The sequence below is a fragment of the Acidovorax cavernicola genome, assembly GCF_003581445.1.
Map to the genome: position 1 here is coordinate 19260 of NZ_QXMN01000050.1, position 11360 is coordinate 30619.

Consider the following 11360-nt stretch of genomic DNA (forward strand, 5'->3'; position numbering starts at 1 on the left):
CCGACGCTTCACATGGTCTGCGGCAAGATCGGCGCCGGCAAATCCACGCTGACCCGGCGACTCGCGCAGGCGCCCGCCACCGTCCTGATCAGCGAGGACACCTGGCTCGCGGCGCTGTACCCCGATGAAATCCATGAACTGCCCGACTACGTGCGCGCGGCCGGCCGGCTCAAGCAGGTGATGGGCGACCACGTCTGCGCGCTGCTCGGTGCCGGCGTGTCGGTGGTGCTCGACTTTCCGGCCAACACCATGAGCCACCGGGCCTGGGCGCGCGGCCTCTTCGAGAAAGCCGGTGCGGCGCACCAGCTGCATTTTCTCGACGTGCCCGACGACATCTGCAAGGCGCGGCTGCGTGCGCGCAATGCGTCGGGCGAGCATCCCTTCGAGACCTCCGACGTCCAATTCGAGCTGATCACCCGCCACTTCGCGCCGCCCACGGCCGAGGAAGGGTTCCACGTCATCCGCCATGTCTGAGGCCGACCCCGGCCAGCATGCGGCGCCGGTATGCTGCGCGCCCATGCACATAGCACTCGCCCTCTCCGCCGAAGCCCCCACCGTCGCGGCGGTTCTGAACGAAGCCGCGCAATGGCTCGCCGAGGGCGGCCGTCCGCTCTGGAACGCGGTGGACATCGGCCTCGAACGCATCCAGCGCGACACCGATGCCGGCCGCTATGTCGTGGCCCGCGAACACGACGACTGGGCCGGCGTGATGCGGCTCGACCTGGAAGACCCGTCGTTCTGGCCCGAGACCGCGCCCGGCAGCTCGGTGTTCGTCCACAAGCTGGCCGTGCGCCGCGCCTGGGCGGGCCGCGGCGTGTCGCGCGCGCTGCTGGCGCATGCACGCGAGCACGCCCGCGCGCTCGGGCGTCCCTGGCTGCGGCTGGACTGCGTGGCCGACCGCACCGCCCTGCGCACGTTGTACGAAGGCGTCGGCTTCACGCTGCACAGCTGCATCGAGCTGCGCGGCGGGTTGTTCGCGCGCTACGAACTGCGCGTCGACGGCTGATCGTCCGACATGTGGGCGCGCCCCGTCGGCTGGCGGGAACCCGGGCGCCTGTGGCAAGCTCGGAAGCTTCATGACCGACCGAATCCTGCCCTCCCATGTCCGCCGTCGGGTGCTGCGCGCGCTGCTGGGCGCCGCCGCCCTGCCCGCGCCGTTCGCGGCGCTGGCCGGCTTCAATTTCTTCACCAACGAGTACACCGCCACGCGCGAGGAGCTGCAGGCGCAGATCGCCAAGCGCTTTCCGGTGGCCGAGCGTTATGCCGAGATCTTCATGGTCGGGCTGCGCGACCCGCAGCTGGGCCTGGACGGGCGCACCAACCGCGCGGCCATCACGGCCACGCTGACCATCGCCAGCCCGTTGCTGGCGGCCTCGCCGGTGCAGGGCGTGGTGTCGGTCAGCAGCGCGCTGCGCTACGACGCGGCGGCGCGCGCGCTGCGGCTGGACCAGCCGAAGGCCGAGCGGCTCACGCTGCAGGGCGTGGAAGGCCGCGACGCCGAGCGCCTGCAACAGGTCGGCGCAGTGGTCGCACAGGAACTGCTGCAAGGGCAGATCCTGCGCAGCTTCACGGCCGACGAACTCACCGTGGGACGCAAGACCTACGAGATCGGCGACATCACGGTGCAGGACAACGGCATCAAGGTGCAACTCAAATGAAACAACGTGCGCTCCTTCCTCTTCTGCTGTTTACCGCCGCGCTCGTCGGCGTCGGTTGCGCGGCCATCGCCCCCACGGTGAAGCAGCACTTCGACCTGCAGGCCCATCGCGGCGGACGCGGCCTTGCGCCAGAAAACACGCTGGCCGCGTTCGGCAATGCCATGGACCTGGGCGTGACCACACTCGAGCTCGACATCGGGCTCACCGCCGACGGCGCGGTGGTGATCTCGCACGACACGGCGCTCAACGCCGACCACACGCGCGACGCGCGCGGTGCGTGGCTCACGGCCAAGACCGGTCCGTCGGTGCGCTCGCTCACGCTGGCACAGCTGCAGACCTACGACGTGGGCCGCCTGAACCCCACGAGCAGCTACGGCAAGCAGTTCGCGCTGCAACAGCCGCGCGACGGCGAGCGCATTCCCACGCTGGCCGCGCTGTTCGCGCAGGTGCAGTCGCGCGGCGCCGATGCGGCACGGGTGCACTTCAACATCGAGACCAAGATCGATCCGAACAAGCCCGACGAGACCGCCGCGCCCGAACCGATGGTGCGCGCGCTGCTGGCCGAGATCGACAAGGCGAAGATGTCCGACCGCGTGACCATCCAGAGCTTCGACTGGCGCACGCTCGCGCTGGTCGGCCAGCTCGCGCCCCAGCTGCCACGTGCCTACCTCACCACGGCCCGCACGCTGAAGGACAGCCGCTGGACCGCAGGTCTCGATGCCGCCAGCTTCGCCTCGGTGCCGCAGCTCGTGAAGGCCGCGGCCGGCGCACCGGCCGGACCGGTGATCTGGTCGCCAGCCTATGCCGACCTGGGCGCCCCCGCGATCCGCGAAGCGCACAAGCTTGGCATGAAGGTCGTGCCCTGGACCGTGAATCAGCGCGCCGACATGGTGCGGCTCATGGACGCGGGCGCGGACGGCATCATCACCGACTACCCCGACACGCTGCGCGAGCTGATGCGCGAACGCGGACTCGCACTGCCGGCGCCGGCGAAGGCGGCGTCATGAGCGCAGTGATTCAACTCGACGCCATCGCCTCGGGCATCGCCGCGCTGCAAGGCGGTGGCGGCTCGGTCACCACGCTTTCCACGGCCGCACGCGCCAGCACCGAACTGCTCGGCGCCCTTCCGCCGCGCTACGGTGAGGTGCTGCTGAACCTGCTCGACCGCCTCGAATCGAGCGCGCTCTTCAGCGAGGAAAGCTGCTCCTTCAGTCAGAAGGACCTGCTCGACAACCTGCAGGTGTGGGTCGACAAGGCCCGTGGCCAGCTGGTGTCTTGACGCCCTGACGCATCGCCCCGGTTTATCATCGCGACCCACCATGCGCACCCTGCTGCTCGCCCTCATGATCGCCCTGCTGCCCATTCGCGGCTGGCTCGGCGACGCCATGGCGGTCGAGATGGTGCGGCATTCGCTGCCCGCCGCCGAGGCGGTGACCACTGCAGCGGCAGGCATCGCCGAGTCGCATTGCCATGAGGCGATGGAGGCCGAGAGTGCCGGCACCGGCCACGACATGGCGGCCATGCACGACAGCGGCACCAATTCACAGCCCCATGGCGCCGACCACGCGAACTGCGGCACCTGTGTCGCCTGCCAGGTCTGCCACACGATGGCGCTCGGCGGCATGCCGCTGGTCGACACCCCGCATGCCGCGCCCCAGGCGCCGCCGGCCGCGCACGCGGCCCGCTTTGCAAGCGCCGAGCCCGTCCTGGGCCTGAAGCCGCCCATTTCCTGATCTCCCTGCCCGTAGTCCGTCCGCAGTGAGCCCTTGCCGGCTCGCCGCGTTCGCTGTCTTACCCATGGAGATCGTTCGTGAATTCCCTTGCCCGCCGGCCGCATGCCGGCATCCCTCGCTATCGAAAAGATAGCCCGCCCCGCCCTGTCGACAGGCGCGGAACTCCTTCCTCGTTCCTGAAAACCGTCGCCGCGCTGGGCGCTGCGCTGGTGCTCGCCGGCTGCGCCAGCCTGTCGCCCGACGGCGGCACGGCCGATGTGCAGACGCTGGTCGGCGGCAACCCGCTGATGGCGGGCGCCACGGCCCAGCGCAAGCCGGACGACGCCTCGCAGAAGAGCGTCGACACGCTCTTGGCCAAGCCGCTGGACGCCGAAGCCGCCGTGCGCATCGCGCTCATCAACGGTCCGCGCGTGCAGGACGCCTTCGCCACACTGCAACTGAGCGACGCCGACCGCGTACAGGCCGCGAGCCTGCCGAACCCGGTGCTGTCTTTCAGCCGCCTGATGCAGGGCAGCGAACGCGAGTTTGAGCGCATGCTGAGCTTCAACGTGGTGGGCCTGGTCACGCTGCCGTGGCAGGCCCGCTGGGCCGGCCAGCGGCACGAGGCGGCCAAGCTGCAGGCGGCGCAGAGCGTGCTGCTGCTGGCCGCCGACACCCGCCGCGCCTGGGTGCGCGCGGTCGCGGCGCAGCAGAGCGTGGCCTACCTGCGCGATGCGAAGGACGCGGCCGAAGCCGGTGCCGAACTGGCGCACCGCATGGCCAAGGTCGGCAACTGGAGCGCGCTGCAACGCACGCGCGAACAGCTGCTGCTGGCCGATGCGGGCGCGCAGCTCGCGCGCGCCGAACAGGCGGCCGTCGCCAGCCGCGAGCAGCTCACGCGCCTGATGGGCCTGAGCGGCACGCGCACCGCCTACACCCTGCCCGACCGCCTGCCGCCGCTGCCGAAGGCCGCGCCCGAACTCGGCGACGTGCAGGCCCTGGCGCTGCGCGACCGGCTCGACGTGCGCTCGGCGCAGGCGCAGAACACCGCGGTGGCCGGCTCGCTCGGCCTGACGCACGCGACCAGCGTCATCAACGCGATGGAGCTGGGCGTGGTGCGCAACACCACCTTCGAGAACGACGCCGATCGCTCGAAATCGATCACGCGCGGCTTCGAGCTCGAACTGCCGATTCCGATCTTCGACTGGGGCCAGGCCCGCAACGGCCGCGCCGAGGCGCAGTACCTGCAGTCGGCGGCGCGCGTGCGCGACGTGGGCGTGCTGGCCGCGAGCGAGGCGCGCGAAGCCTGGCAGGGCTGGAACACCGCCTACGGCATCGCCCGCCGCTACCGCGACGAGGTGCTGCCGCTGCGCAAGCAGGTCAACGAGGAGATGGTGCTGCGCTACAACGGCATGCTCGCCAGCGTGTGGGAGCTGCTCGCCGAAACGCGTGCCAGCACGCTCGCCGTGAACGCCGGCATGGAAGCCCAGCGCGATTTCTGGCTGGCCGACACCGACCTGCAACTCGTGCTCACCGGCAGCTCGCCCGGGGGCATGGCCGCGCCGCAGGCCGCGGCGTCCGACGCACCCGCCCCTGGAGCCCATTGAGATGACGATGAATCGCCGCAACTTCTTCGCGGGCGCCGCCACGGCCGTCGCAGCCACCACCGTGAGCCGCGTGAGCATGGCCGCGCTGCCCGAGCCGGTGACGCAGGCATCGACCGCCACCGCCGCGCCGCTCATGCCGCCGAACGGCCGGCCCTACAACCCCGTCGTCACCCTCAACGGCTGGACCCTGCCCTGGCGCATGAACGCCGGCGTCAAGGAATTCCACCTCGTGGCCGAACCCGTCGTGCGCGAGATGGCGCCCGGCTTCAAGGTCAACATGTGGGGCTACAACGGCCAGTCGCCCGGGCCGACCATCGAGGTGGTCGAGGGCGACCGTGTGCGCATCTTCGTGACCAACAAGCTGCCCGAGCACACCACCGTGCACTGGCACGGCCAGCGCCTGCCCAACGGCATGGACGGCGTGGGCGGCGTCACGCAGCCGCACATCCCGCCGGGCAAGACCTTCGTCTACGAATTCACTGCGCGCCGCCCCGGCACCTTCATGTACCACCCGCACGCCGACGAGATGGTGCAGATGGCGATGGGGATGATGGGATTCTGGGTCACGCACCCGAAGGCCGAGCATCCGCTGATCGAGAAGGTCGGCCGCGACTTCTGCTTTTTGCTCGGCAGCTTCGACATCGAGCCCGGCAGCGCCACGCCCAAGGTCAACACCATGACCGACTTCAACATCTGGAGCTTCAACAGCCGCGTGTTCCCGGCCATCGACACGCTCAACGTGCGCAAGGGAGACCGCGTGCGCATGCGCGTGGGAAACCTCACGATGACCAACCACCCGATCCACATCCACGGCCACGAGTTCGAGGTGACGGGCACCGACGGCGGCCCCGTGCCACGCACCGCGCGCTGGCCCGAAGTGACGGTGGATGTGGCCGTGGGCCAGATGCGGCAGATGGAGTTCATCGCCGACGAGGAAGGCGACTGGGCGCTGCACTGCCACAAGGCGCACCACACCATGGGTCCGATGGGCCACGACGTGCCCACCATGATCGGCGTGGACCACACCGGCGTGGCCGAGAAGATCAGGAAGCTCGTGCCCGACTACATGGTGATGGGCGACAAGGGCATGGCCGACATGGGCGAGATGGAAATGCCCATCCCCGACAACACCGTGCCCATGATGACCGGCACCGGCCCCTTCGGTTCGGCCGAGATGGGCGGCATGTTCACGCTGCTGAAAGTGCGGCGCGACCAGAAGCCGGGCGACTACCGCGATCCGGGCTGGTTCAAGCACCCGGCCGGCACGGTCGCACGCGAGGTGTCGGGCACCGGTGCGCCGGTGGCCCCGCGCAAGACCGGCGCAGCACCCGCTGCCCCTGACAGCGGCAGCGCCACCGTGCGCAAGCCCTCGGGCCATGGCGCCCACAACCACTGATCGTCTTCACCCTGATTTCTTGGAGATCCAAATCATGAACGCACGTTTCTCCGGCCTCGTCGCCGGCTTCGCCCTTGCTGCCGCCACCACGCTTGCCACAGCCCACGAAAACCACACGCCCAAGGCCGGCACCGCCGCCGTCACGCTCGCGCCCGAGCAGAAGGCCTGGGGCATCGCCGGCAAGGCCAGCGCCGTGAAGCGCACCATCGATATCGCGATGGCCGACGACATGACGTTCACGCCATCGGTCCTCGAGGTGCGCGAAGGCGACACCATCCGCCTGCGGCTGAAGAACCGCGGCAAGGACCTGCACGAACTCGTGCTGGGCACCACGGCCGTCATCGAAGAGCACGCCGCGATGATGAAGAAGCACCCCGGCATGGAGCACGACGAACCCTGGATGTCGCACGTGTCGCCCGGCAAGACCGGTGAACTGATCTGGACCTTCAACCGCGCCGGCGACTTCGACTTCGCCTGCCTCGTGAAGGACCACTACGAACTCGGCATGGCCGGCCGCGTGCGCGTGCTGGCCGCTGCCGCTCCCGCACGATGACCCGCTGAAAGGAAACCCACCATGCAACGACGAACCCTCTTGAAACTCGCCGCCGCCACGGCCACCACCGCTTCCGTGCCGCTCGCCGCGCAAGCCGCCGCGCCCATGGTCGAGATCTGGAAGGACCCGAACTGCGGCTGCTGCCAGGACTGGGTCAAGCACCTCAACAAGAACGGCTTTGCCACGCGCGTGCACGACGAAGGCAACGGCCCGGCGCGCGAGCGCCTGGGCATTCCCGCCAAGCTCGGTTCGTGCCACACCGGCCGCGTCGGCGGCTACGCCATCGAGGGCCATGTGCCCGCGCGCGAGATGCAGCGCCTCTTGAAGGAAAAGCCCAAGGCCGTCGGCCTCGCCGTGCCCGGCATGCCCATCGGCTCGCCCGGCATGGACGGCCCGGCCTACGGCGACCAGCGCGATCCCTACGACGTGCTGCTGGTGCTGGCCGACGGCACGACGCGCGTCTTCCAAAGCTATCGCTGATCCACCCTCTCTTCGGAAATCAGGAAGGACTCATGACCATGAAAAAACTCTTCACTGCCCTTTTCACTCTCGTGCTCGCCGCTGCGGCCTTTGCCCAGTCGGCACTGCCCCAGGTCGACGGCGAGGTCCGCAAGATCGACACCGACGCGAAAAAAATCACCCTGCGCCACGGCGACATCCCGAACCTCGAGATGACCGGCATGACCATGGTGTTCCGCGTGAGCGACCCCGCCCTGCTCGCCAAGGTGAAGGCCGGCGACAAGGTGCGCTTCACGGTCGACAAGGTCGATGGCGCGCTGACCGTGCTGTCGCTCGAGCCGGCGACCTGAGTCCGGTCGCGAGCCCGTCGCCGCATCCCTAGAATGCGGCGACGACAACGCCGGACACAGGAACTGAACTTGCCCAAACGAAGCTATCTCGACTTCGAGCAACCCATTGCGGAACTCGAATCCCGGATCGAAGCGTTGCGATCCATGCACGAAGGCTCCGCCGTCGACCTCTCGCAGGAGATCGATCAGCTCGACCGGAAGGGCCAGCAGCTCACCCGAGACATCTACGGCGAGCTCACGCCCTGGCAGGTCTTCAAGATCGCGCGGCACCCCGAGCGGCCGCTCACGCTCGACTACATCCAGGCCATCTTCACGGACTTCGTCGAACTGCATGGCGACCGGCACTACGCCGACGACATGGCGCTGGTCGGCGGCCTGGCCCGCCTCAACGGCACGCCCTGCATGGTGCTGGGCCACCAGCGCGGCGCCGACACCCGCGAGCGCGTGCTTCGCAACTACGGCATGTGCAAGCCCGAGGGCTACCGCAAGGCGCTGCGCCTCATGAAGACGGCCGAGAAATTCGGCCTGCCGGTGTTCACCTTCGTCGACACCATGGGCGCCTATCCCGGCATCGACGCCGAGGAACGCGGACAGTCCGAAGCCATCGGCCGCAACATCCTCGAGATGGCGCAGCTCGAAGTGCCGATCATCACCACAGTGATCGGCGAAGGCGGCTCGGGCGGCGCGCTCGGCATCGCGGTGGCCGACCAGATGCTGATGCTGCAGTACGCCGTGTATTCGGTAATCAGCCCCGAAGGCTGCGCGTCGATCCTCTGGAAAACCAGCGAACGCGCGCAGGATGCGGCGGAAGCCCTGGGCATCACCGCGCCGCGCCTGAAGGCGCTGGGCCTGATCGACAAGATCGTGAACGAGCCGGTCGGCGGCGCCCACCGCGATCCGAAGCAGGCCGCGGCCTCGCTGAAGCGCGCACTCGGCGACGCGCTGCGGCAGCTGTCCGACCTGAAACCCCAGGCATTGCTCGACCAGCGCTACGAAAAGCTGCAGAGCTACGGGCGCTTCATGGACGTCAAGGCTGGCACCGGCGGGCGCTGACGGGGGATCGGCGGCGGCAACAGAAACTACTGCTTGCAACTGCCGGGGCGACTCCCGCGGAGGCGCGGTCTCATAATCGGCCGCCATGTCCGCTGCGTCTTCTTCCTCCTCTTCGCCCTCTTCTCACGCCGGTGCCATCACCGACGTCGCCGGCATCGAAGTCGGCCATTTCTCCGACACCCGTCGCCCCACCGGCTGCACCGTGATCCTCGCGCGCGAAGGCGCCGTGGCCGGTGTCGACGTGCGCGGCGCCGCACCCGGCACGCGCGAGACCGACCTGCTCGCGCCCGGCAACCTCGTGCAGGAAGTGCACGCCGTGATGCTCGCGGGCGGCAGCGCCTGGGGCCTGGCTGCCGCCGAAGGTGCGATGCGCTGGCTCGAAGAACGCGGCGTCGGCATGGACGTGCGCTTCGGCACCCTGCCCATCGTGCCGGCCGCCGTGCTGTTCGACCTGCCGATGGGTGACGCGCGCATCCGCCCCGATGCAGCCGCTGGCTATGCCGCCTGTGAAGCTGCTTCGACCGATGCGCCCGCCGAGGGCAACGTGGGAGCCGGCACCGGCGCGCTGGTGGGCAAGCTGTTCGGCGTGCACCGCGCGATGAAGGGCGGCGTCGGCACCGCATCGGTCACCGTCGGCGGCGTGACAGTGGGTGCACTGATCGCGGTCAACTCGCTCGGCGACGTGATCGACCCCGACACCGCGCTGCCCGTGGCCGGCGCGCGCACCGAGGAGGGCACCGCCCTGCTCGACACCCGCCGCGCGCTGCTGCGCGGCGAACTACCCAAGCCGCTCTTGGCCGGCACCAACACCACCATCGGCGTGATCGCCACCGACGCCGTGCTGACCAAGGTGCAGGCCAACCGCCTGGCCACCGTCGCGCACGACGGCCTGGCGCGCGCCATCAACCCGGTGCACACCATGAGCGACGGCGACACGCTGTTCGCGCTGGCCACCGGCCGCGTGCCGCTCGAAGGCGATGCCCCCGGCATAACCGTGCTGAGCACCATGGCCGCCGAAGCCACCGCCATCGCCACCGTGCGCGCGGTGCGCGCCGCACGCGCCGTGACCGTGGGCGAACTGCACATCCCCGCGGCCGCCGACCTCGCACCCGCGCGCGGCTGACGCGCCAGCCCAGGAGCACGCACGCCATGGCCTTTCCCCGCACCCTGAAGCTGATCCTGCTGTCGATCCGCGACCTGATCGCCTCGGCCGGGCCGATCGTGTTCATCGTCATCGGCCTGCTGGTGGCCGCCTACTGGTGGCTGCAGCCGCAGCCGCCCAAGCACGTCACGCTGGCCACCGGCCCCACGGGCAGCGCCTATGCGCAGTTCGGCAAGCGCTACGCCGAAGCCTTGAAGCACAGCGGCATCACCGTCGACCTGAAGGCCACCTCGGGCTCGACCGAGAACCTGCAGCTGCTGCGCAGCGGCGACGCCGACGTGGCCTTCGTGCGCGGCGGCAGCGCCGATCCGGTGGCCGACGAAGAAGCCGGCCTGCGCTCGCTGGGCGCGCTGTTCTTCGAGCCGATCTGGCTCTTCTACCGCACCGACACCGCACAGAAGATCGACCGCAAGACCAGCACGCTGACCTCGCTCACGCAGCTGCGCGGCCTGCGCGTGAACGTCGACCTGCCCGGCAGCGGCCTGCCCGAGATCATGGAGCGGCTGCTCAAGGCCAACCGGCTCGGGCCCGACGACCTGCTGCTGTCGAACCTCGAACAGGCCGCCGCCGCCGAGGCGCTGCAGGCCGGGCTGCTCGACGCCATCGTGCTGTTCTCGGCGCCGCAGTCGCCACAGGTGCAGCGCCTGCTGCGCGCCAACGACATCCAGCTGATGGACTTCGGCCAGGCCGAGGCCTACACGCGGCGCTTCCCCTTCCTCTCGGCCGTGACGCTGCCGCGCGGCGTGGTCGATCTGTCGAAAGACCTGCCGCTGCACGACGTGTCGCTGCTCGCCGCCACCACCTCGCTGCTCTCGCGCGACGAGACCCATCCGGCCCTGCGCCAGCTGTTCGCGCAGGCCGCGCAGACCGTGCACAGCGACGCCGGCTGGTTCAACCGCGCGCGCGACTTCCCCAACACCCGCACCAGCGAACTGCCCGTGAGCCCCGAGGGCGACCGCGCGATCAACGGCACGCCGCCGTTCTGGCAGCGCTACCTGCCCTTCTGGGCCAGCAACCTCGTCGAGCGCATGTGGCTGGTGCTGGGCGGCATGCTGGTGCTGATGCTGCCGCTGAGCCGCGTGATTCCGCCGCTGTACCAGTTCCGCGTGCGTCGCCGCGTGTTCCGCTGGTACGCGCGGCTGCGCGACATCGAGGCCAAGGTGAACGCGCGCCTGAGCCAGGGCGAGCGCGACAAGCTGCTGGAAGAACTCGACGACCTCGACCGCGTGGTCAACAAGGTGGCCGTGCCGCTGTCGTATGCCGACGAGCTCTACGCGCTGCGCAACAACATCTACGCGGTGCGCAAGCGCGCGCTCGCGGGGTCGGCCGGCGCAGCCAGCGCGACAACGGTGCCGCCGGTCGCGCCGCCGGCCCGCGCCGCCGACTGACAAGGGACCGGGCGCGCGCTTG

General features: G+C 69.8%; 14 protein-coding genes. All 14 read left to right on the plus strand.

What is annotated here, in order from left to right; translation table 11 throughout:
• The first annotated feature begins 12 nt into the window (after positions 1–12).
• The 14 genes from D3H34_RS27025 to D3H34_RS27090 all read left to right on the plus strand — a co-directional run bounded on the left by D3H34_RS27025 (position 13) and on the right by D3H34_RS27090 (position 11338).
• A complete protein-coding gene (locus tag D3H34_RS27025; RefSeq protein ID WP_119557521.1) occupies positions 13–474 on the plus strand; it encodes a P-loop nucleotide/nucleoside kinase family protein in 462 nt (153 codons plus the stop codon).
• Between the two features lie 43 nt (positions 475–517).
• The gene (locus D3H34_RS27030) at positions 518–1006 is read left to right on the plus strand and encodes a GNAT family N-acetyltransferase (RefSeq protein WP_119557523.1); all 489 of its coding nucleotides are present in this window, start codon (positions 518–520) and stop codon (positions 1004–1006) included.
• A gap of 70 nt (positions 1007–1076) precedes the next feature.
• Positions 1077–1658, plus strand: coding sequence for a YceB family lipoprotein (locus D3H34_RS27035; protein WP_119557525.1), 582 nt, complete (start codon positions 1077–1079; stop codon positions 1656–1658).
• Entirely contained in the window at positions 1655–2665 is a 1011-nt protein-coding gene (locus D3H34_RS27040) for a glycerophosphodiester phosphodiesterase (RefSeq protein WP_119557527.1), read from the plus strand. The genes D3H34_RS27035 and D3H34_RS27040 overlap by 4 nt, the downstream gene beginning before the upstream one ends.
• Positions 2662–2937 carry a hypothetical protein gene (locus D3H34_RS27045; protein ID WP_119557529.1) on the plus strand — a complete coding sequence of 92 codons (276 nt, stop codon included), beginning with the start codon at positions 2662–2664 and terminating at the stop codon, positions 2935–2937. The genes D3H34_RS27040 and D3H34_RS27045 overlap by 4 nt, the downstream gene beginning before the upstream one ends.
• A 40-nt stretch (positions 2938–2977) precedes the next feature.
• Positions 2978–3391: a hypothetical protein gene (locus D3H34_RS27050; RefSeq protein WP_119557531.1), complete on the plus strand. Its 414-nt coding sequence runs from the start codon at positions 2978–2980 to the stop codon at positions 3389–3391.
• A 77-nt stretch (positions 3392–3468) separates the two neighbouring features.
• Positions 3469–4977: a TolC family protein gene (locus D3H34_RS27055; RefSeq protein ID WP_119557533.1), complete on the plus strand. Its 1509-nt coding sequence runs from the start codon at positions 3469–3471 to the stop codon at positions 4975–4977.
• A 7-nt stretch (positions 4978–4984) separates the two neighbouring features.
• Positions 4985–6373, plus strand: a complete 1389-nt coding sequence (locus tag D3H34_RS27060) for a multicopper oxidase family protein (protein WP_119557569.1) — start codon at positions 4985–4987, stop codon at positions 6371–6373.
• 34 nt (positions 6374–6407) lie between these two features.
• Complete coding sequence (locus D3H34_RS27065) at positions 6408–6926, plus strand: cupredoxin domain-containing protein (RefSeq protein WP_119557571.1); 519 nt, start codon at positions 6408–6410, stop codon at positions 6924–6926.
• Between the two features lie 21 nt (positions 6927–6947).
• Positions 6948–7406, plus strand: a complete 459-nt coding sequence (locus D3H34_RS27070) for a DUF411 domain-containing protein (protein WP_119557535.1) — start codon at positions 6948–6950, stop codon at positions 7404–7406.
• Between the two features lie 38 nt (positions 7407–7444).
• The gene (locus D3H34_RS27075) at positions 7445–7735 is read left to right on the plus strand and encodes a copper-binding protein (protein WP_119557573.1); all 291 of its coding nucleotides are present in this window, start codon (positions 7445–7447) and stop codon (positions 7733–7735) included.
• Between the two features lie 69 nt (positions 7736–7804).
• Positions 7805–8788: an acetyl-CoA carboxylase carboxyltransferase subunit alpha gene (locus D3H34_RS27080; protein WP_119557537.1), complete on the plus strand. Its 984-nt coding sequence runs from the start codon at positions 7805–7807 to the stop codon at positions 8786–8788.
• Positions 8789–8873: 85 nt separating this feature from the next.
• Positions 8874–9911, plus strand: coding sequence for a P1 family peptidase (locus tag D3H34_RS27085; protein WP_119557539.1), 1038 nt, complete (start codon positions 8874–8876; stop codon positions 9909–9911).
• A 26-nt stretch (positions 9912–9937) separates the two neighbouring features.
• Positions 9938–11338: a TAXI family TRAP transporter solute-binding subunit gene (locus D3H34_RS27090; protein ID WP_119557541.1), complete on the plus strand. Its 1401-nt coding sequence runs from the start codon at positions 9938–9940 to the stop codon at positions 11336–11338.
• The last annotated feature ends 22 nt before the right edge of the window (positions 11339–11360 follow it).

Excerpts from the sequence above, each read along its gene's own strand:
- D3H34_RS27070 (WP_119557535.1), top strand. The coding sequence starts at position 6,948 with ATGCAACGACGAACCCTCTTGAAACTCGCCGCCGCCACGGCCACCACC.
- D3H34_RS27030 (WP_119557523.1), top strand. The coding sequence starts at position 518 with ATGCACATAGCACTCGCCCTCTCCGCCGAAGCCCCCACCGTCGCGGCG.
- D3H34_RS27050 (WP_119557531.1), top strand. The coding sequence starts at position 2,978 with ATGCGCACCCTGCTGCTCGCCCTCATGATCGCCCTGCTGCCCATTCGC.
- D3H34_RS27060 (WP_119557569.1), top strand. The coding sequence starts at position 4,985 with ATGAATCGCCGCAACTTCTTCGCGGGCGCCGCCACGGCCGTCGCAGCC.
- D3H34_RS27040 (WP_119557527.1), top strand. The coding sequence starts at position 1,655 with ATGAAACAACGTGCGCTCCTTCCTCTTCTGCTGTTTACCGCCGCGCTC.
- D3H34_RS27075 (WP_119557573.1), top strand. The coding sequence starts at position 7,445 with ATGAAAAAACTCTTCACTGCCCTTTTCACTCTCGTGCTCGCCGCTGCG.
- D3H34_RS27085 (WP_119557539.1), top strand. The coding sequence starts at position 8,874 with ATGTCCGCTGCGTCTTCTTCCTCCTCTTCGCCCTCTTCTCACGCCGGT.
- D3H34_RS27045 (WP_119557529.1), top strand. The coding sequence starts at position 2,662 with ATGAGCGCAGTGATTCAACTCGACGCCATCGCCTCGGGCATCGCCGCG.
- D3H34_RS27035 (WP_119557525.1), top strand. The coding sequence starts at position 1,077 with ATGACCGACCGAATCCTGCCCTCCCATGTCCGCCGTCGGGTGCTGCGC.
- D3H34_RS27090 (WP_119557541.1), top strand. The coding sequence starts at position 9,938 with ATGGCCTTTCCCCGCACCCTGAAGCTGATCCTGCTGTCGATCCGCGAC.
- D3H34_RS27065 (WP_119557571.1), top strand. The coding sequence starts at position 6,408 with ATGAACGCACGTTTCTCCGGCCTCGTCGCCGGCTTCGCCCTTGCTGCC.
- D3H34_RS27025 (WP_119557521.1), top strand. The coding sequence starts at position 13 with ATGGTCTGCGGCAAGATCGGCGCCGGCAAATCCACGCTGACCCGGCGA.